General features: G+C 57.9%; 22 protein-coding genes. 13 read left to right on the plus strand and 9 right to left on the minus strand.

Translation table 11 applies throughout. The features are described from left to right. A partial coding sequence (locus tag ABYT07_RS05985) for a hypothetical protein (RefSeq protein ID WP_372990118.1) occupies positions 1–180 on the plus strand: 180 nt, incomplete at its 5' end. Between the two features lie 29 nt (positions 181–209). On the opposite strand, the gene gshB is transcribed toward ABYT07_RS05985, so the two are convergent. The 3 genes from gshB to rsmI are packed head-to-tail and all read right to left on the minus strand — an operon-like array spanning position 210 to position 2,444. Further along, on the minus strand, positions 210–1,145 hold the full coding sequence (gene gshB / locus ABYT07_RS05990) for a glutathione synthase (protein WP_372990119.1): 936 nt from the start codon (positions 1,143–1,145) through the stop codon (positions 210–212). Positions 1,146–1,203: 58 nt separating this feature from the next. Beyond that, positions 1,204–1,581, minus strand: coding sequence for a YraN family protein (locus ABYT07_RS05995; protein ID WP_372990121.1), 378 nt, complete (start codon positions 1,579–1,581; stop codon positions 1,204–1,206). After that, positions 1,581–2,444, minus strand: coding sequence for a 16S rRNA (cytidine(1402)-2'-O)-methyltransferase (gene rsmI, locus ABYT07_RS06000; RefSeq protein ID WP_372990122.1), 864 nt, complete (start codon positions 2,442–2,444; stop codon positions 1,581–1,583). Before rsmI ends, ABYT07_RS05995 begins: the two co-directional genes overlap by 1 nt. Positions 2,445–2,533: 89 nt before the next feature. Here rsmI and ABYT07_RS06005 point away from each other — a divergent pair, with 89 nt between their 5' ends. The 4 genes from ABYT07_RS06005 (at position 2,534) to murJ (ending at position 9,176) form a co-directional block, all read left to right on the plus strand. Beyond that, the gene (locus ABYT07_RS06005; protein WP_372990123.1) at positions 2,534–3,718 is read left to right on the plus strand and encodes a penicillin-binding protein activator; all 1,185 of its coding nucleotides are present in this window, start codon (positions 2,534–2,536) and stop codon (positions 3,716–3,718) included. A gap of 10 nt (positions 3,719–3,728) precedes the next feature. After that, positions 3,729–6,515 (plus strand): [protein-PII] uridylyltransferase, encoded by a 2,787-nt coding sequence (locus ABYT07_RS06010; protein ID WP_372990125.1) that lies wholly within the window; start codon positions 3,729–3,731, stop codon positions 6,513–6,515. A 43-nt stretch (positions 6,516–6,558) separates the two neighbouring features. Then, on the plus strand, positions 6,559–7,446 hold the full coding sequence (locus tag ABYT07_RS06015; protein WP_372990126.1) for an ATP-grasp fold amidoligase family protein: 888 nt from the start codon (positions 6,559–6,561) through the stop codon (positions 7,444–7,446). Between the two features lie 137 nt (positions 7,447–7,583). Beyond that, positions 7,584–9,176: a murein biosynthesis integral membrane protein MurJ gene (gene murJ, locus ABYT07_RS06020; protein WP_372990128.1), complete on the plus strand. Its 1,593-nt coding sequence runs from the start codon at positions 7,584–7,586 to the stop codon at positions 9,174–9,176. Positions 9,177–9,250: 74 nt separating this feature from the next. Here the strand turns inward: murJ and ABYT07_RS06025 are convergent, their stop codons facing one another. Continuing rightward, positions 9,251–9,937 carry a rhomboid family intramembrane serine protease gene (locus ABYT07_RS06025; protein ID WP_372990129.1) on the minus strand — a complete coding sequence of 229 codons (687 nt, stop codon included), beginning with the start codon at positions 9,935–9,937 and terminating at the stop codon, positions 9,251–9,253. 76 nt (positions 9,938–10,013) lie between these two features. On the opposite strand from ABYT07_RS06025, the gene trpS reads away from it, so the two are divergent. Next, complete coding sequence (gene trpS, locus ABYT07_RS06030) at positions 10,014–11,036, plus strand: tryptophan--tRNA ligase (protein WP_372990130.1); 1,023 nt, start codon at positions 10,014–10,016, stop codon at positions 11,034–11,036. Positions 11,037–11,046: 10 nt separating this feature from the next. Here trpS and ABYT07_RS06035 read toward each other — a convergent pair whose 3' ends face one another. After that, a complete protein-coding gene (locus ABYT07_RS06035) occupies positions 11,047–11,970 on the minus strand; it encodes a DMT family transporter (protein ID WP_372990131.1) in 924 nt (307 codons plus the stop codon). 139 nt (positions 11,971–12,109) lie between these two features. Between ABYT07_RS06035 and ABYT07_RS06040 the strand changes: the two genes are divergently transcribed. From ABYT07_RS06040 to ABYT07_RS06055, 4 genes are all read left to right on the plus strand, one after another. Continuing rightward, positions 12,110–12,583 (plus strand): VOC family protein, encoded by a 474-nt coding sequence (locus ABYT07_RS06040; protein WP_372990132.1) that lies wholly within the window; start codon positions 12,110–12,112, stop codon positions 12,581–12,583. A gap of 63 nt (positions 12,584–12,646) precedes the next feature. Then, positions 12,647–13,753, plus strand: a complete 1,107-nt coding sequence (locus ABYT07_RS06045) for a class II histone deacetylase (protein WP_372990133.1) — start codon at positions 12,647–12,649, stop codon at positions 13,751–13,753. A gap of 10 nt (positions 13,754–13,763) precedes the next feature. Beyond that, positions 13,764–14,336, plus strand: coding sequence for a nitroreductase (locus ABYT07_RS06050; protein WP_372990134.1), 573 nt, complete (start codon positions 13,764–13,766; stop codon positions 14,334–14,336). Next, positions 14,327–15,061, plus strand: a complete 735-nt coding sequence (locus ABYT07_RS06055) for an EI24 domain-containing protein (RefSeq protein ID WP_372990135.1) — start codon at positions 14,327–14,329, stop codon at positions 15,059–15,061. Before ABYT07_RS06050 ends, ABYT07_RS06055 begins: the two co-directional genes overlap by 10 nt. On the opposite strand, the gene ABYT07_RS06060 is transcribed toward ABYT07_RS06055, so the two are convergent. Together ABYT07_RS06060 and mce are read right to left on the minus strand one after the other, a co-directional pair. Then, positions 14,994–15,287: a DUF1467 family protein gene (locus ABYT07_RS06060; RefSeq protein WP_372990136.1), complete on the minus strand. Its 294-nt coding sequence runs from the start codon at positions 15,285–15,287 to the stop codon at positions 14,994–14,996. The two genes, ABYT07_RS06055 and ABYT07_RS06060, sit on opposite strands and share 68 nt — an antisense overlap. Positions 15,288–15,289: 2 nt before the next feature. Beyond that, positions 15,290–15,694 carry a methylmalonyl-CoA epimerase gene (gene mce, locus ABYT07_RS06065; protein ID WP_372990138.1) on the minus strand — a complete coding sequence of 135 codons (405 nt, stop codon included), beginning with the start codon at positions 15,692–15,694 and terminating at the stop codon, positions 15,290–15,292. A gap of 132 nt (positions 15,695–15,826) precedes the next feature. Between mce and ABYT07_RS06070 the strand changes: the two genes are divergently transcribed. Further along, positions 15,827–16,543 (plus strand): response regulator, encoded by a 717-nt coding sequence (locus tag ABYT07_RS06070; RefSeq protein ID WP_372990140.1) that lies wholly within the window; start codon positions 15,827–15,829, stop codon positions 16,541–16,543. A 6-nt stretch (positions 16,544–16,549) separates the two neighbouring features. Here ABYT07_RS06070 and ABYT07_RS06075 read toward each other — a convergent pair whose 3' ends face one another. After that, a complete protein-coding gene (locus ABYT07_RS06075; protein WP_372990141.1) occupies positions 16,550–17,275 on the minus strand; it encodes a GNAT family N-acetyltransferase in 726 nt (241 codons plus the stop codon). Positions 17,276–17,428: 153 nt separating this feature from the next. On the opposite strand from ABYT07_RS06075, the gene ABYT07_RS06080 reads away from it, so the two are divergent. Together ABYT07_RS06080 and ABYT07_RS06085 are read left to right on the plus strand one after the other, a co-directional pair. Then, positions 17,429–17,602, plus strand: a complete 174-nt coding sequence (locus tag ABYT07_RS06080) for a hypothetical protein (protein ID WP_372990142.1) — start codon at positions 17,429–17,431, stop codon at positions 17,600–17,602. 89 nt (positions 17,603–17,691) lie between these two features. After that, positions 17,692–18,168: a hemerythrin domain-containing protein gene (locus ABYT07_RS06085; protein ID WP_372990144.1), complete on the plus strand. Its 477-nt coding sequence runs from the start codon at positions 17,692–17,694 to the stop codon at positions 18,166–18,168. A 71-nt stretch (positions 18,169–18,239) separates the two neighbouring features. Here the strand turns inward: ABYT07_RS06085 and aspS are convergent, their stop codons facing one another. Further along, entirely contained in the window at positions 18,240–20,090 is a 1,851-nt protein-coding gene (gene aspS, locus ABYT07_RS06090; RefSeq protein ID WP_372990145.1) for an aspartate--tRNA ligase, read from the minus strand. Between the last annotated feature and the right edge of the window lie 10 nt (positions 20,091–20,100).

The raw sequence follows: 20,100 nt of genomic DNA on the forward strand, positions 1-20,100 counted from the left end.
ATCGCCAGCGGTTTGTCTGGGCATGACTTCAAGGACATCGCACCCATCTGGCAAAGTGAGTTTTGCCATGCGCGTGCCCCTTGGCGCATGAAAGAAAAGGCGGGCGGTCAACGCGAACCTTTTGCGGATCACCGCAACCTCAGCCGTTTTAGCCAAACGCCGCTTTTCAATCGTGCGTAGGTAGAAGTTGAGCAGGGGCCGAATGAGGCTCACGCGCGGCGCGCCTCGATCGCCTCCCAAATCTTGGCGGCGATATTGGTGCCGTCAAAACGCTCAAGCTCTTGAATCCCGGTGGGGGACGTCACGTTGATCTCTGTCAGGTAATCGCCGATCACATCGATGCCGACAAATATCTGTCCTCTTTCCTTGAGCAAGGGACCAATCTCGGCGCAGATTTCAAGGTCGCGCGGTGTCAGACCGACCTTTTCGGGGCGACCGCCCACATGCATATTCGACCGGGTCTCGCCCTCGGCAGGCACGCGGTTGATCGCACCAACCGGTTCGCCATCGACTAGGATGATGCGCTTGTCACCCTTTGAGACTGCGGGCAGAAATTTTTGCACAATCAACGGTTCGCGCGAAAATCCTGTGAACAGCTCGTACAGGGATCCCAGGTTCCGGTCGTTCTCGTCCAGACGGAACACACCTGCGCCACCATTGCCGTACAGCGGCTTAAGGATGACATCCTTGTGCTTCGCCTTGAACGCTTTGATGGTCTGAAAATCGCGCGCAATTGTGGTCGGAGGGGTCAGACCCGGGAAATCCAGAACCAGCAGCTTTTCCGGAAAATTGCGTACCCAGAATGGATCATTCACCACCAAAGTGGTTTTCTTGAGCCGGTCCAAAAGATGGGTCGATGTAATGTAATGCATGTCGAAGGGCGGATCCTGACGCAGCCAGACAACATCGAAATCTGACAGGTCTACTTCACGTTCTTCGCCCAAGCTTGCATGGTCGCCCTGCACCCGTTGCACGGTTAGATCATGACCACGCGCAGTGATGCGCCCTTCTTGAAAGGCCAGGTGATCCGGCGTGTAATAAAAAAGAGAATGCCCCCGCGCCTGCGCCTCTTCGGCTAGGCGAAAGCTGCTGTCGGCATTGATATTAACGGCCCCGATCGGGTCCATCTGAAATGCAATTTTCATCTGAGGTCTCCGTGCTGTTCATCATTAGATGACGCAGCATGGCGCGGGGTGCAATGGGTCAACCGTGACCGAAGGCGTTTTCCATGATTTGCATATCACCGGTCTGATCGACCAATGCCACGTCAAACCGCACGTCCGTCAATGCCCCCTTGGGTTCACCCGCCAAGTATTCTTCGGCAGCACCATAGATCCGGTTCATTTGACGGGGCGTGATCCGCTGTGCCGCCCGCTGGAAACTTTGGCTTTTCTTGACCTCGATGAAAATTAGTGCGTCACCGTCCCGCATGATCAGATCAATTTCGCCTCTTTTGCCACGCCATCTTTCCCGCGCTAATGAAAATCCACGACGCTCATAGTCTTGCGTCACAAGTAATTCTGCGGAAAGTCCTGCATGATAACTAACAGAGCCCTGAATGCATTTAGCCGAAGCGGTCATCATACGTTCCCTTTTCCCAACTCCAGCGCCGCTTGATACACTTTCCTGCGCGGCAGGTTGTGCGCTTGCGCCACCATATCCACGGCATCACGCATCGAATGTGTCAGCAGCGCCGTCGATAGATCTGATGTTAGGTCCGTTTCACTAACGGATTGTAAACGGCCTCGATCGATAAGGACGACAACTTCGCCTTTCGGGCCTTTTTCGCGGTAAAAATCATGTAACTCTTGTAGGCTACCGCGTTTCACCTCTTCGAATTTCTTTGTCAATTCACGGCAAACGGCCCCTGCGCGTTCCGGGCCCAACGCTGACGCAGCGTCTTTCAGCATGGCCCCCAGACGCTTGGGTGATTCGTAAAAGACCAGCGTGCCTTGCACATCTTTGAGCTTTTGCAGCGCGGTGTGGCGCGCTGACGTTGCGTTAGGCAAAAAGCCCGCAAAGAAAAACGCATCCGTCGGCAATCCACCCAAAGCAAGCGCCGTCAGCACCGCAGACGGGCCAGGGGCACAGGTCAGCATCAGACCAGCCTCGCCCACGGCGCGTGATAATTCAAACCCCGGATCAGCAATCAAGGGCATCCCCGCCTCGGACGCATAGGCGACAGATTTCCCTTCACGTATGGCTGCCAAAAGCTTGTCCTGCACGGCATTCCCTGAATGGTCGTGCAACGCCACGATATGCCTGCCCTCAAGCGGCACGCCGTGAATTTCCATCAAATGGCGCAGGCTACGGGTGTCTTCGGCAGCCAGAACATCTGCAGACGCCAGCACATCCAGTGCCCGCAACGTAATATCGCGCGCGGTCCCAATCGGTACGCCGACAAAGTATAACCCCGCCGACAGCGGTATCTTTTGGTAATTCAAGCTGGACCCGCCTTTCGCACCCTCTATGATCGGTGCATATGCCTTCGGGGCCGAAGGCCGCCAATCTGCCACCAATGGAGTGACACAATATGATCGCTGTTTTCGACGCCATTCGCAAGCCATTGCGGCTTTTGATCCTGCCCCTTGTGGCACTTGCCCTCGCCGCTTGCGAGCCGGGGATATCCACGAACATGAACAGCAACAGTGGTCCCAATGTTGATCCAAGCAAGCCTGTCCCCGTCGCACTTCTGGTGCCGCGCGGTGGCACAGCTGCAGACAACCAGTTGGCGCAAGATCTTGAAAATGCTGCGCGTTTGGCGATCCGAGACCTAAGTGGCGTACAGATTGACCTGCGCGTCTACGGGACTGGCGGCAATGCAGCTATGGCAGGAACAGCAGCCGCACAAGCGGTGAACGACGGTGCCCAGATCATCGTAGGGCCGCTTTACGGCGAGGCTGCGAATGCGGCGGGCAACGCCGTCGCGGCGCAGGGCGTCAATGTCTTGTCCTTCTCGAACAACCCCAACATTGCAGGGGGAAACGTCTTCGCACTCGGCCAAAGCTTTGGTGATACGGCAAACCGTCTGGTGCGCTACGCAAAATCAACCGGCAAGGACAAGATTCTAATCTTGCACGGTCAGGATCTTGCCGGGCAAGTCGGCCGTGACGCGATCAAGCGGGCAATTGCGGAAAATGGTGCCACATCTGCCGGCACTATTGATTATGCGCTGAGCCAGGAATCGGTCATTGCAGCCGTGCCACGGGCAAAAGCCGCCTATGATGCGAATGGCGCAAACGCGATCTTTCTGACGACATCTTCCGCCAGCGCCTTGCCCCTGTTTGCGCAACTCTTGCCCGAAGCAGGTCTGCCCGTTGCAACAACGCAATACATCGGCCTGACACGCTGGGATATTCCGGCGCAAACGCTTTCGCTTCCCGGTGTTCAAGGGGGCTGGTTTGCGTTGCCTGACCCGAACGCTTCAGCTTCTTTTTCGCAGCGCTACTCTGCGACCTACGGCACCACCCCCAACCCGATCGCCGGATTGGCCTTTGACGGAATCGCAGCCGTCGGTGCGCTGGTCAAGTCCGGGCGCCCCGATGCCCTGTCCGCTGGTCGCCTGACGCAGGGCGCTGGCTTTCGCGGGGCAAGTGGCGTGTTCCGCCTCAAAAAAGACGGCACTGCCGAGCATGGTTTGGCAATCGCCACCATCCGCAACAAATCAGTTGTGATTATTGACCCGGCCCCCAAAGCGTTTGGCGGCGCGGGATTCTAAAGGAAAGAAATTGGTAAGACCCCTTATTGCGCAAGCAGAATCAGGTGAAGCAACCGCGCTTCACCTGATCAGCGCACCAGAGCTTATTTTTGACGAAGATGCCGTCGCCAAAGCGCTGTCGGACGCCATTGATACTGCCACTGACAGTGCGCAAGTCAAAACCCAAGCTGTCAGCATCCTGCGCGAGGCCCAAAAGGCAGGGCGCGCTGAAATAGCGCGAGCCTTTTCCATCGCACCGTTTGATGCACGGGCGATGACGTCAGCATATTGTTATCTGACCGATCAACTGGTGCGCAGCGCGCTTCAGATTGCAACGCAACGGTTGCACCCCAATTCAAGCACCTCGGAGGATGACCGCCTCGCCGTGATTGGTGTCGGTGGGTATGGTCGGGGCGAAATGGCCCCGTTTTCAGATGTTGATCTGCTTTTCTTGATGCCGAAACAGGCAACGGAATGGGCCGAAAGCGTGATCGAATCCATGCTTTACATGCTGTGGGATCTCAAGCTGAAGGTTGGCCATTCCACCCGAACCATCCGCGACTGCGTACAACTGGGGGCCGAGGATTTTACCATTCAGACCGCCCTGCTGGAACACCGTTTTATCGCGGGTGACCTCAAGTTGGCGCAAAACCTAGACAAGACCCTCAAGAAAGACCTGTTCGCCGGTTCAGGCCGCAGTTTTATTGAGGCAAAGCTGGAAGAGCGCGCCGTGCGCCACCGCAAACAGGGTCTGCGCTATGTCGTTGAACCCAACGTAAAAGAGGCCAAAGGCGGCCTGCGCGACCTTCAATCGCTTTTCTGGATCGCAAAACATATCTACAATGTCGAAAATGCAGCGGATCTGGTGGATCTGGGTGTGTTTCTAGAGGAAGAGTTCAAGACCTTCGTCGCCGCCGAGAATTTCCTGTGGGCCGTGCGTGGTCACCTGCATCTGCTGTCCGGGCGCGCAACCGAACAGTTGACCTTTGACATGCAGGTCGCCGTCGCCGAGGCCATGGGCTATGCCGACGTGGGCGGGCGCCGCGGCGTCGAGGTCTTTATGCAGGCTTATTTCCGCCACGCCACCCAAGTGGGCGAATTGACGCGTATTTTCCTGACCAAACTTGAATCAATTCACATCAAAGCTGAACCCCTGCTGGAACGTATTTTCCGCCGCAAACCAAAGATGCGCGACGGCTACGAGGTCGTCGTGGGACGGCTGGCAATCACAGACGAAAAGGCGTTTATCGCCGATAAACTGAACCTTCTGCGCATCTTCGAGGAAGCCTTGCGAACGGGCATGTTGATCCACCCCGACGCAATGCGGCTGGTCAAATCCAATCTGAAACTGATCGATGACGGCATGCGCAACGATGCCGAAGCGCAGCGGATTTTCCTTGATCTGATGCTGAAACACGGCAACCCCGAACGGGGCCTGCGCCGGATGAACGAACTTGGCGTTCTGTCCGCTTTCATTCCTGAATTTGAAAACATCGTCGCAATGATGCAGTTCAATATGTATCACAGCTATACCGTCGACGAACATATAATCCAGTGCATCACCAACCTTGCCCTGATCGAAAAAGGCGAACTGGAAGAAGACCTTCCTGTTGCCTCGTCGATCCTGAAACGCGGTGTGAACCGGCGGGTGATCTATGTGGCCCTGCTGCTGCATGACATCGCCAAGGGGCGCCCCGAAGACCACTCAATTCTGGGCGCGCAGATGGTGCGCAAGATAGCCCCGCGTCTGGGGCTGCACCAAAACGAAGTCGATACGGTGGAATGGCTGGTCCGCTACCATCTGTTGATGTCCGACATGGCGCAAAAACGCGATATCGCCGACCCGCGCACCGTGCGCGACTTTGCCAAGGCGGTGCAGACGGTCAAACGGCTGGATCTGCTGTGTGTGCTGACGGTGTGCGACATTCGCGGCGTTGGCCCCAATACGTGGAACAACTGGAAGGCCGTGCTGATCCGGGGGCTTTACCGCCAGACCAAACGCGCGCTTGAAACAGGGCTTGAAGACCTCAACCGCAAGAACCGCGGCGCAGAGGCTAAAAAGACCCTGCGCGCAGCGCTTGCCGACTGGCCCCGCAAAGATTTGCAGGCCGAAACGGCGCGCCATTACGACCCCTATTGGCAGGGCTTGCACGTCACCGCACAGGTGGTTTTTGCCGCCCTCCTGCGGGACATCAAGGAAGGCGAGATCAAGATCGACCTGCACCCTGACGAGGACCGCGATGCCACCCGCGCCTGTTTCGTTATGGCCGATCACCCCGGCATTTTCTCGCGGCTTGCGGGGGCGTTGGCGCTTGTCGGTGCCAATGTCGTTGATGCGCGCAGCTACACCACCAAAGACGGCTTTGTCACCGGTGCCTTCTGGATACAGGACGCGGATGGCAACCCCTATGACATCGCGCGCCTGCCGCGTCTGCGCCAGATGATCAGCAAAACCCTAAAGGGGGAAATCAAGGCCCGAGAAGAGCTCAAATCACGCGATAAGGTCAAAAAACGCGAGAAGGCCTTCAGGGTTCCGACCCATATCACCTTTGATAACGAAGGCTCCGAGATTTATACAATCATCGAAGTCGACACCCGCGACCGTCCCGGCCTGCTTTATGATCTGGCGCGGGCGCTGGCAGAAGCGAACGTCTATATCGCCAATGCCGTGATCGCGACCTATGGCGAACAGGTGGTCGATACCTTCTATGTCAAGGACATGTTCGGGCTGAAATATTACTCGGAAAGCAAGCAAAAGACGCTGGAAAAACGTCTGCGCACCGCCATTACCGCAGGGGTGGAACGCGCACAGGAATAAGAGATTTCACGCTCGGTCCAGTGTCAGCAAAAAGGAACAGCACGTGGCGGATTTCTTTGGCAAACCGGTCTTGCGCAAAGCGCTTCACCTGCTGTCCGGTAAACATCGGTCATGGCTCAAGTTCATCTATTCCCACCGCTATCTACCACACACCCAAACCCCTCGGACTTATTCAGAGCACCTGCACCGCCGCAAGATTTATGATCATGACCCCCGCTATGCACTGTTCGCTGACAAAGTTGCGGTAAAAGAAATCGTAGCCCAGAGGTGCGGCCCCGGTATTGCGACGCCAAATCTGTTCGTCGGGGAAACCTTGCCGCCGCGCGATCAGCGGAACTGGCCGGTTCCCTTTGTGATCAAATCCAATAATGGCTGCAAAACAAATTATTTTGTGCGCGCAGAAACCGACAAAGATTGGGACCGGATCGAATCGGAAATGGCGGGCTGGGATCAAACCGCTCATTTCGACTACAGCTGCGAATATTGGTATCGCGAAATCCCCTCTAAAATTTTGGTCGAACCGATTATCGGGGAACCCGGTGCGATCCTGATAGATTATCGGTTTTATGTTTTCGCTGGCGAAGTGGCTCAGATTTGGGTTGTGAGCGACAAACTCACCCCACGCCATAGAGTAGATTTCTTTAACGCCGCATGGGAGCCGGTGCCGTTTAACTACGCGTACCCGAAATCTGCGGTGCCCCCGCCCCGTCCAAAGCACCTGCACGAAATGCTAAGCATCGCGGCAACGCTTGGCAAAGACATCGATTTTGTGCGCGTTGATTTATATGATCTGCCCAGCGGGCCGGCGTTCGGGGAAATGACCTTTGCCCCGTATGGCGGGTTCCTGAAAATTTCACCGCCTTCGGTTGATTACACCTTGGGCCAGACTTGGCAGCGGGCAAAGGACCGGTTGCGGGCCTGCACCCCATAGCGTTCGCCCACCCGCCCGGCTTTGCCACAGTCGGCAGAATAAAGCGCCCTTGCACGCCCATGCAAACATCCCCAATTGCGCAAGCCCACGCCAACCGTTACCTCGACTGCATCGCAAGCAATAGGTCAGCCCGTCCAATGAAACCCATCCGCCTCATGTCCGGCTTTTTCACCGTCGGACTCTGGACCCTGCTCAGCCGCGTTTTGGGGTTCATGCGTGATGTGATGGTGGCGGGCTATCTCGGCTCTGGCCCCGCAGCCGAGGCGTTCTTGGTCGCCTTTTCCCTCCCCAATATGTTCCGCCGCTTCTTCGCCGAAGGGGCCTTTAACATGGCCTTCGTGCCGATGTTCTCCAAAAAGCTCGAAAGCGATGACGGGCCTGCGGAATTCGCGCAAGATGCCTTCGTCGGTATGGCGTTTATCCTGACCCTCTTTACCATCATCGGCATCATTGCCATGCCCGGCCTGGTGCTGCTCATGGCCTCCGGCTTTGCGGGCGACGAACGCTTTGATCTGGCGGTGGAATACGGTCGCCTCGCCTTTCCGTATATCCTCTTCATCTCGCTGGCTGCTCTGGTGTCCGGGGTCCTGAACGCCACTGGCCGTTTCATGGCAGCCGCCGCCGCCCCTGTGGTTCTGAACATTGTGTTCATCGCGGCAGTCCTGATCGGTGCCGCCCTTGGCCGCGACGGCTCCGAAGCGATCGGTCTGGGCATCGACAAAGCGCTTGGCCTGCGGGTCGGTGACACCCTCGCGATGTCGGTCCCGATTGCAGGCATCGCACAGCTGGCACTGGTGTGGTGGGCCGCGAAACGGGCGGGCTTTACCTTGGGGTTCAACCGCCGCCCCCGCATGACGCCCGAACTCAAGCGCCTTGCCATCATCGCAGCCCCCGCCGCCCTTGCCGGTGGCGTGATGCAGGTGAACCTGCTGGTCGGCCGCCAAGTGGCCAGCTTCTACGAGGGTGCCGTTGCGTGGCTCAGCTATGCCGACCGGCTTTACCAACTGCCCCTCGGCGTGGTCGGCATCGCCATCGGGGTCGTCTTGCTGCCTGACCTGTCGCGTCGCCTCAAGGCAGGGGACGAACAAGGCTCTCACACCCAGATCAGCCGCGCGGCCGAAGTATCTTTGGCCCTCACCATTCCCTCAGCGGTGGCGTTGATGGTGATACCGTTCACGCTGGCATCGGTCCTGTTCCAACGCGGTGCAACATCCGTCGATGACGCCGCTGCCATTGCCATCGCCGTGGCCATCTATGGCTTGGGCCTGCCCGCCTTTGTGCTGCAAAAAATCCTGCAACCCCTCTACTACGCACGTGAAGATACCAAACGCCCCTTCTACTTTGCCGTCGCCGCAATGGTCGTGAACGTGGTGCTGGCCGTTGGCCTCAGCCCTTTCATCGGCTGGTTCGCCCCCGCAATCGCCACAACACTTGCGGGCTGGGCCATGTTCGGCCTGCTCGCTTTCGGTGCGCGCGGCTTTGGCCTTGCCGCGAAATTCGACGCACGGTTCCACAAACGGATCTGGCGCATCATCGCGGCCTCGGCAATCATGGGGGTTACCCTGTGGATCAGCAACATGTTGATGCAACCGCTTCTTGGCCAACCATGGTGGCGCGGCATCGGCCTGCTGGTCCTGCTTGTCATCGCAGCAATCAGCTATTTTGGCTCGGGCCACCTGATCGGTGCGTTCAAACTGGGCGAATTCAAACGCAGCCTGAAACGCGGCTGACGGTCCCCGTTCCAAATGGTCTAACATCCCGGGGGGGGTCAGGGGGGCTGGCCCCCCATGCCACGCCTCAGATATCAACGATGCCGGACACGTTCGCGCAGCTTGACCCATTCACCGGGGGCCAGCACAAAGCACAATCCAAACCCGACGACAAAGCCGAAAAATTCGGCAAGCCACTGGGTGCCCGTGTCAAAGAACACGCCCCATAGCAATTGAATCCCCATCAGCACCGCAATCAGCGAAAACGCCCTGAATTGCTGTTCTCCAAGGGTCGACAACTTGCGCCACATCACAAAGGAATAGCCACCGATCAGTCCGTAAACATTGGGATAGGCCCCCACCATCCAGACCGGATCATTCATCACCAGCCCATAGAAAACAGCCCCCAGAATGCCCGAAACAAAGAAGATCGCCAAAAACGCGACCTGCCCCATCGCCTCTGCAACCATCTTGCCAAGTGCCAGCAACAGCACCATCGCAAAAATCGCGTGGGTAAACCCAAGATGCACAAAGGAATAGGTCACCACACGTTGCACTTCCGCCAGCGGGAACTGCCAGTTGGCGATCATCCAGTCGAAAATATCACCTGAAAATCCATAGTCGCGGATCAGCCCAAGCCGCCAGCCAACGGCACCGGGTCCGCCGACAATGCCAGCCTCGGCCAGCGAAAGCCCTGCCTCGATGCCGGCAATGGCCAGAAACAGCAGCGTAACCGCCATCGGCATAGGGTTCACGGGCGGTTGAAAATCGGGGTCTTCCATGGGGCCTCCTTGACGGGGTTGGTGCGCATGGGTAAGCCGTTCGTGCCGTCTTTTCCAGCCTTATCGGAGCGTTGCCATGACCGACACCCAATTCACCCCGCGCGTGTTCTCGGGGATTCAGCCGTCGGGCGGTCTGACCCTTGGCAATTATCTGGGCGCGATGAAGCGTTTTGTCGACATGCAAAACGAAGGATCATTCCAGACCGTCTATTGCATGGTCGACCTGCATGCGATCACGGCCAAGTTGCAAGACCCCGCAACCCTGCGCCACAATACCCGTGAATTGGCCGCCGGCTTCATCGCCGCAGGCGTCGACCCCGAACGGTCCATTCTGATCAACCAGTCTCAGGTTCCCGAACATGCGCAGCTTGCGTGGATCTTCAACTGCGTTGCCCGCATGGGTTGGATGGGCCGCATGACCCAATGGAAAGACAAAGCTGGCAAAAACGCCGAAGCCGCATCCTTGGGCCTGTTCGCCTACCCTGCGCTGATGGCCGCCGATATCTTGATCTATCACGCGACCCATGTGCCCGTTGGCGAAGACCAAAAGCAGCATCTGGAACTGACCCGCGACATCGCGACCAAGTTCAACCATGACTACGGCGTTGATTTCTTCCCGCTGACCGAACCCGTCATCGAAGGGGCCGCGACCCGCGTAATGTCCTTGCGCGATGGCTCCAAGAAGATGTCGAAATCCGATCCATCCGATGCCAGCCGCATCAACCTGACCGACGATGCCGACACGATCGCCAAGAAAATCCGCAAGGCCAAGACCGACCCCGATGCGTTGCCGTCCGAAGTCGAAGGTCTGAAAGACCGCCCCGAGGCACGCAATCTGGTCAATATCTTTGCCGCGTTGAACGATCAGACGGTGGAGCAGGTTCTTGCGGATGTGGGCGGTCAGCAATTTGGTGCGTTCAAACCGCTGTTGGCCGATCTGGCGGTCGCCAAGATGTCACCGATCAGCACCCGCATGGCAGAATTGATGGCAGACACCGCTGAAATCGACCGCATTCTGGCACATGGGGCCACTCAGGCGCGTGAAATCACGGCACCGATCCTCAAGAAGACCTACGATATCGTCGGGATGGTCAGCTGACCCTCGTCCTTTAAACCTTGGTCTTTTCCGTCGCGGCCCTACCGAAAAAGGGCCGCGTGACCCTTGCTTGGACCAGCAACACCGACAGCAGGATCAGCCCGCAGGCAGCCCATTGCGCAGGGCCGATGGTTTCGCCAAACGCGAGCCAGCCAATGACGAACATCGTGGGCAATTCAATACTGCCTGCCGTGGCGGTGCGCGCTGATCCGATCATCGGCGCAAAATAGGTATAAATCAGCTGCGGCACCGTCGCAGTGACCAGCGCAATCCCCGCCACCCAAGCCCAGCTTTGCGTGTTTTGGGGAATCATCTGTTCCACCTCAAGCGCCATGATCAGCGGGGCCAGCCCAAACACCGACCCCAATGAGACTGCCGATATGCGCGCCATCGCGGGGACGCCCGTCAGTTTGTGCACCAGCACCGTGATCCCGAAACCAAACCCCAACGGGGCCGCAAAAGCCGCAGCGACCCATACCAATTGATCGATCCCGATCCGCGCCACGCCCGTCGCCAGACCTGCGGCAGCTAGTACCAGTCCCGCGGCGACCACAGCCCGCCGCGTCGGGCGCTCTGCCCAGAACAACCAGCCGATGATCAGCGTAAAGATCGGATAGCTCATATAGATCACACCTGCCGTGCTGACCGGAATCACCTTGAGCGCGCTGACATAGCCCAGCCAGCCCAGCGACATGCACATGCCGGTGCCGACACCCCAAAGCAGTACCCGCCAAGCATGCCGTGCCCTCCAAAAAGCTGGCAAAAAGATCAACGCCGCGATCAGATACCGGTAAAAGGCAACCGCCGACGGGGCCATGCCCGACTGCGTCAGCGACAAGGCAAAATAGGGCACTGTGCCGAACATCGCCGCCGCCACCAACACAAGGGCAAAAGCCGATGTCGTGCCTGTCTGAACTGGGAACGGTGCATCTTTCATTAAATTCGACTATCACAGATCTGCGATTATTCAATCACGCAGCGCATTGCGCATTTTTGCACAGGCGTCGCGCGGTCAGGTCTCTGGCGTTGCCAGCGCTTTCCCCGGAAGATCGACCCCAACAATGAAAGGTATACCCATGTCCCATGCATCTATCGGTCACGTTCACCTCAAGGTCGCGGATCTTGAAAGGTCTATTGCTTTCTACCGCGATATCCTGGGCTTTGATCTGGTCACGCAGATGGGCAATCAGGCCGCATTCTTGGGTGCGGGCGGATACCATCATCACATCGGGCTGAACACATGGGAAAGCGCCGGGGCCACCCCGCCGCCACCGGGTCACACTGGGCTGTATCATTCCGCATTTCTTTATCCGGACCGTGCCGCGCTGGCCGCTGTCCTGAAGCGTGTGGTTGATGCAGGTATCGCGCTGGACGGTGCCGCCGACCACGGCGTCAGCGAAGCGATTTATCTGCGCGACCCTGACAATAACGGTGTCGAAATCTACCGCGACCGTCCCCGCGCCGACTGGCCGCGCACCCAAGATGGCGCGATCAAAATGTCGAATAGTCACCTTGATCTTGACGCCCTGTTGGCCGAAGCGCCAGCGTAGAGGCCATGGACAATTCCGCCCCGCTGCGCCAGCCTTTGCGCTGACCAAATCAGGGGAACCGCGATGACGACAGGCTTTTTCATGGATGAACGCTGCTTTTGGCATGCTGGCGGCAATTATGCTTTCACCATGCCCATCGGCGGGCTGGTGCAGCCCCTGGCAGCAGGTGGATTACCCGAGAACCCGGAAACCAAGCGGCGGTTGCGCAATCTGATGGAGGTCACCGGTCTGATGGCCGAGCTGGATGTGCGCAGTGCGGCGCAGGCCACGCGCGACGATTTGCTGCGCGTCCATCCCGCCGCTTATCTGGACGAATTCAAACGTCTGTCCGATTCAGGCGGAGGAGAATTGGGCCTGCGCACGCCGTTCGCCGCTGGCGGGTTCGAGATCGCATCCCTGTCGGCAGGCCTGTCTATCGCCGCCGTCGAAGCGGTCGCATCGGGAACCCTTGAAAATGCCTATGCCCTGTCCCGGCCCCCCGGCCACCACGCCCTGCCTGATTTCCCCAACGGGTTTTGTCTGCTCGCCAATATCGCCATCGCGATAGAGGCCGCCAAGGCCAAGGGTTTGGTGAACCGCGTCGCTGTGTTGGACTGGGATGTACACCACGGCAACGGCACCGAAGCGGTTTTCTATGACCGCGACGACGTGCTGACGATTTCACTGCACCAAGAGGGCAACTATCCGCTGGATACAGGCGCGCTGGCAGACCGTGGCAAGGGCGCTGGCGAGGGGTACAACATCAACCTGCCGCTGCATGCCGGATCGGGCCACACGGCCTATCTGCACGCGCTGGACCGCATCGTGATCCCCGCGCTTGAGGCATTCGAGCCCGATATGATCATTGTCGCCTGTGGCTTTGACGCGGCTATCGTGGACCCGTTGGCGCGCATGCAGGCAACCGCCGAAACCTTTGCCGCCATGACCCGCAAGATCAAAGCGACCTCACAAAAACTTTGCGACGGCAAGCTGGTGTTGGTCCACGAAGGCGGCTATTCAGAGGCCTATGTCCCGTTCTGTGGCCACGCTACCATCGCAGCCCTCGCAGACAGTGATACCATCGCGCCAGATCCGCACGCGGAGAACTATCGTATCCGCCAGCCCAGCCCCAAATTTGACGCCTTCTTGCGCTGCTCCATTGATGAGATGGCGCAAGAGCTGAACCTGTAAGAGAGACCTTATGCCGACACCAAACCCAAACGCGCTGCATTTTCTGCAAACCCGCCGGTCACGGCCCGCCAAGACGCTGACCACCCCTGTGCCAGACCGCGACACGCTGCTACCCTTGCTGACAGCCGCCGCGCGCACGCCCGATCATGGCAAGCTTGAGCCGTGGCGCTTTATCGTCATCGACAAGCCCGCCATGGGCCGTTTGGCCGATATCGCGCAGGCCCGCGGGGAAACCTTGGGCCTTGACGCAGAGCAAATTCAAAAAGGCCGCGGTCAGTTTGATCAGGGCCATCTGGCCGTGGTCGTGGTCGAGGTGCAAAAACCATCGCCGAAAATTCCACCGCTTGAGCAGACGTATTCTGCCGGTGCTGTCTGCCTTGCGCTGACCAATGCTGCCTTGGCTGCGGGTTGGGGGGCAAACTGGCTTAGCGGTTGGGCCAGCCATGACCGTGATTTTATGACCGATGGTTTCGGCTTGGCCCAGAATGAACGCATCGCGGGTATCATCCATATCGGCACTGAAACCTCTGCCCCGCCAGAGCGTCCGCGCCCCGATATTGCAGCCCTGACCACATGGCTTTGACGCAAATCTTTCGCGCCTTCGGGCTGGCGGTCGGGCAATTGTCCGATCCCCGCTTTCGCAAGGTGCTTTTGCTCGGCATCGGATTGGCGCTGCTTGCGCTGATCGGCGCGTCTTGGGGCTTTGTCTGGCTGGTCGATTGGATGATCGGCGACGACAACAGCCTGCCACTGATCGGTACGGTCACATGGCTGGATGATCTATTCAGCTGGGGGGCCGCCCTGTTGTTGATGGTGCTGTCGGTGTTTCTGATGGTGCCGGTCGCCTCTGCCATCACCTCGTTCTTTCTGGACGATGTGGCAGACGCGGTCGAGGCTGAACATTACCCGCATTTGCCCCTTGCCGACCGCGTTTCACTGGCGGACAGCTTGCGCGATACGGTGAATTTTCTGGGCGTGTTGATCGCGGCAAACCTGATGGCGCTAGTGCTTTATCTGATGTTTGCGCCATTCGCCCCGCTGATATTCTGGGGGCTGAACGGGTTCTTGCTGGGGCGTGAATATTTTACGCTCGCCGCGATCCGCCGCGTGGGCCGGACAGAGGCAAAGCGACTGCGCCGCCGTTATATGCCCACAATATGGGCCGCAGGCGTGCTGATGGCCGTCCCCCTGTCCGTGCCGCTGTTAAACTTGATCGTTCCGATCTTGGGTGCTGCGACCTTTACCCATTTGTTCCACCAATTGGTGTCGGATCCCCGTGCAACCAATGTTCAATATCCGCAACGGTAAACCAGCCTGACAGGATAAATCCCGCGATCAGCGCCCACAGGACGATGGAAATGACCGTCGTCCAAAGCGCTTTTTTCTTCAGGTGGTGATGTTCGGGGGCCCCTGCATGGGTGCCCTCGACCACTTGTCCCAAGTCGCCTTGGGTCTGTACGCGGACCGGCAGGGCGATCATGAAAACCATCGCCCAGATCACGGTGAACAGGACAATGCCTGACATAACGGCCATGATTACACCTGCTCCAGCTCGACAAGGGCACCGTTGAAATCCTTGGGGTGCAGGAACAACACGGGCTTGCCATGGGCCCCGATCTTGGGCTCCCCGCTGCCCAGAATGCGGGCACCTGTGGATTTCAAATGGTCGCGGGCGGCGATGATATCATCGACCTCATAGCAGATGTGGTGAATGCCCCCGGCGGGGTTTTTTTCCAGAAAACCGTTGATCGGGCTGTCATTGCCCAGCGGGTACAGCAATTCGATCTTGGTGTTCGGCAGTTCAATGAAAATCACCGTCACACCGTGGTCTGGTTCATCTTGTGCAGGGCCCACCTTGGCCCCCAATGCATTGCGATACTGGTCTGCCGCGGCCTCAAGATCCGGCACGGCGATGGCTACGTGGTTTAGGCGACCGATCATCATTTTCTCCTGAACGTCAAATGTTGCCAAGGTTATGGGCCGCCCTGCCCGCAAGAGCAATGCGTCACGTTAACGACCTATTAGCCAAGCGCCCCTAACCATGAGGACATCACCCAGCTTACAGGAGGAATCATGGACAAGCTTGAACCACACGCGCATAGCCCAGCCCCTACGGCCGAACGGCCCTTGCTGGGCCTCACCATTCTGGTCATCGAAGACAGCCGCTTTGCCTGCGAGGCGATGCGCCTGCTGTGCTTGCGGTCCGGTGCACGCATCCGGCGCGCCGATTGTCTGCGCGCCGCCCGCCGCCATCTTCAGGTTTACCGCCCCTCTGTGGTGATCGCCGATTTGGGCTTGCCCGATGGCAATGGCATTGACCTGATCGAAGAACTGTCCAAAGCGCAGCCGCGTGTGGATGCCCTGCTGGCGATTTCCGGCGATACCCATCTGGCGGGCGACGCCATTGCGGCCGGTGCAGACGGGTTTATGGAAAAACCCTTGAATTCACTGGTTCAGTTTCAACAAGCGATCTTGTCTGTCCTGCCGCCGGAACGCCAACCCAAAGGGCTGCGTATGGTCGTGGACGAAGTGGTCAAACCAGATCAGATCGCGTTTCAGGATGACATGGCCCATATTGCCGATGTGTTGGATGATGCAGGCGATAGCACGACACTGGATTATGTGGCACAGTTTCTGGGCGGTGTTGCCCGCAGTGCCAGCGATAAAGCGCTTGAAACGGCCGCATTGGCATTGGCCCGAAAACGGGCCTTGGGGCAGTCGGCGGAATCTGAAAAAGCGGTTGTTGCCGGACTGGTTCAATCCCGGCTCGCGCAGCGTATCGCTATCTGATCGCGTTCAGATCAACGGATCGTTTGCAACCCGTACCAGCCCTGTCAGATCGCCCAAACGCTCTCTTTGATTGCCCGTTTCATCGAAATTACCGGGCGACAGCCAGGCTTCAAACGCCTCTTTGAGGCCGGGCCATTCCGCATCAATCGCCGCAAACCAAGCGGTGTCCCTGTTGCGTCCTTTGACGACCGTTGCCTGACGGAAAATACCCTCATAGCTGAAGCCAAGCCGCTGTGCTGCACGGCGCGACGGCATGTTCAGCGCGTTGCATTTCCATTCATAGCGCCGATAGCCTGCGTCAAAGGCCCATGCCATCATCAGATACATCGCTTCGGTTGCCGCGCGGGTCCGTTGCAGCGCAGGGCTGAACGCGATGGACCCGACCTCTATTGATCCGGACTCGGGTGCGATGCGCAAATAGCTGGCGACGCCCTCCCAATGCCCGGTCTCAAGATTCTTGATCGCATAGAAAAGCGGGTCGTCACGCGTCTCGACGTCCCTGACCCAACGATGGAACTGCGCCGAGGACGAAAACGGGCCATCATACATGTAGCGCCAAATCTGGTCCTGCCCTTCGAACGCACGGAACAAAAGGGCCGCGTGCTCTTGTGCATTCAAGGGTTCAAGCACCGCATAAGTCCCCTGCATCACCGCACGCGGGGGCAAGGATGGCGGGGTAAAATCTGGGACGAGCGGCCCAACCGGGGCATCTGTGGGATCAATATGATTCATACGAATCACGTTAAGATGAAGTGATGCCAGCGCCAAGCCCTCAAAGTCCTAACCAAGCGCCCTATCGTCTTCATGATATTGGCGGATTTTAGACACAAACCCGCGGCACAGTTTCAAGACGTAGTCAGGTACCAGTCCCAAGGATCCCAACGCATGTTGGAAACACTTCGAAAAATCCGCGCGATATACCGCGAAGAAACCAGTCTGGACTGGATCGTCTGGGGGGCCAATATGACGGGTGCCGTCATCGTTGTCCTCGCGTTTCTTGCTGCACAAAACCCCGAAAGCACATCCCTAGCCATTCAGCTGGCAAGTTCGGATTTTTGAAACAAGTTTGCCTTTAGTCGTTTTCCGTCAAACCGGAACAAACTGAATTGTCCTCGCGTTGATCAACGAAAGCGACGAGAGGAACCAAAATGACATCGATCTATGACGCCATCAAAGCTGATCACGAAAACCACCGCACATTGCTGGATAAAATCGCCGAGACGTCTGGCAACAGTCAGGAACGCCAAGACGCATGGCAGGAATTCTTCCACGACGTCAAATCCCATGCCGCCGCCGAAGAGGAAACATTTTATTCCAAGCTGATGCATGAAACCTGGGGACAGGATGCCGCTCGCCACTCGGTCTCTGAGCACAAAGAGCTGGACGATTTGATGGAGGAGCTGAACGAAGCCGACATGGCATCGCCCGGGTGGCTACAGAAGTTCAAAACCCTCAAGCATGATTATGAACATCACATGGAAGAAGAAGAGGAAGATGTGTTCAAGCGCGCCAAGGAAGTGATTGGCGAAGAACATAACGACGCATTCGGCAAGCGTTTTCAAGAACGCAAGAAAGAAGAGGCCAAGCTGGTGGAAGAAAAGCGCGCAGACAGTCTGGAAGACTAAGCCGCCTTTATGGCAATAAAAAAGCCCGCCTCCGGATTGCCGGGGGCGGGCTTTTTTCGAAGGGTCTCGCTTTAGTCCTGCGGGATCACACGCAATCCAAGCTCCATCAGCTGGTCCGGCATCGGATCATTCGGGGCGTTCATCATCAGGTCTTCAGCGCGCTGGTTCATCGGGAACAAGATCACTTCGCGAATGTTCGCCTCTTCGGCCAGCAGCATCACGATGCGGTCGATACCAGCAGCGCAACCACCGTGGGGCGGGGCACCGTATTGGAAGGCGTTAACCATACCGCCGAAACGCTTTTCAACCTCATCCTTGCCATAGCCCGCGATTTCAAACGCTTTGAACATGATCTCGGGCTTGTGGTTCCGGATCGCGCCGGACACCAGCTCATATCCGTTACACGCCAGATCGTATTGATAGCCAAGCACCTCAAGTGGGTCGCCCATCAGCGCGTCCATCCCGCCTTGCGGCATAGAGAACGGGTTGTGTTCAAAGTCGATCTTGCCGGTTTCGGCGTCTTTTTCGTAGATCGGGAAATCGACAATCCAAGCAAAGGCAAAACGGTTTTCATCCGTCAGGCCCAGCTCGGACCCGATGACATTGCGCGCACGGCCTGCGACGCCTTCGAACGCCTTGGGCTTGCCACCCAAGAAGAAAGCCGCGTCGCCGACGGACAGACCCAACTGCTGGCGGATCGCTTCGGTCCGCTCGGGGCCGATGTTCTTGGCCAGCGGGCCTGCTGCTTCCATACCGCCTTCAACTTCGCCGGATTTCAGCTTGGCTTGGGCTTCTTTCACCGGAATACCCAGTTCTTGCGCAACGCTGTCAGCGGTCTTTTCACGCCAGAAGATATAGCCCATGCCGGGCAGCCCTTCTTTTTGGGCAAAGGCGTTCATGCGGTCACAGAACTTGCGCGACCCACCGGTCGGGGCCGGAATCGCTCGGATTTGCGTGCCTTCTTGTTCCAGCAGTTTGGCAAAGATCGCAAAGCCGGATCCAGCGAAGTGTTCAGACACCACCTGCATCTTGATCGGGTTGCGCAGGTCGGGCTTGTCCGAGCCATACCAAAGCGCCGCGTCCTTGTAGGAAATCTGCGGCCATTCCTGATCGACGGATTTGCCACCGCCGAATTCTTCGAAAATGCCGGTCAGCACGGGCTGGATTGTGTCGAACACGTCTTGCTGTTCAACAAAGGACATCTCGAGGTCGAGCTGGTAGAAATCTGTCGGCGACCGGTCTGCGCGCGGGTCTTCGTCGCGGAAACACGGGGCGATCTGGAAGTACTTGTCAAAGCCCGACACCATCAACAGCTGTTTGAACTGCTGCGGCGCTTGGGGCAGCGCGTAGAATTTGCCGGGGTGCAAGCGGGACGGTACCAAGAAATCGCGCGCGCCTTCGGGGGAGGATGCGGTGATGATCGGCGTTTGGAATTCTTTGAACTTGCGGTCCCACATGCGCTGACGAATGGACGACACCACGTCAGAGCGCAGGATCATGTTCGCCTGCATCTTCTCGCGGCGCAGATCAAGGTAGCGGTAGCGCAAGCGTGTTTCTTCGGGGTATTCCTGATCACCGAACACCTGCAAAGGCAGTTCCTTGGACGCACCCAAAACTTCGATCCCACGCACGAAAACTTCGATTTCGCCGGTCGGGATTTTGGCGTTCACCAGATCGTCTGCACGGGCTTTAACTTCGCCGTCGATGCGGATGCACCATTCAGAACGGACCTTTTCGACATCGGCAAATGCCGCCGAATCAGGGTCGCATAGCACTTGGGTGATACCATAGTGGTCGCGCAGGTCGATGAACAGGATGCCGCCATGGTCGCGCACGCGGTGCACCCAACCGGACAGACGCACGTTGTCGCCTACGTTTTCTTTGCTCAGATCGGCGCATGTGTGGCTGCGATAAGGATGCATGACGGGTCCC

It is taken from the genome of Sulfitobacter sp. (genome assembly GCF_041552635.1).
Classification (GTDB): Bacteria; Pseudomonadota; Alphaproteobacteria; order Rhodobacterales; family Rhodobacteraceae; genus Sulfitobacter.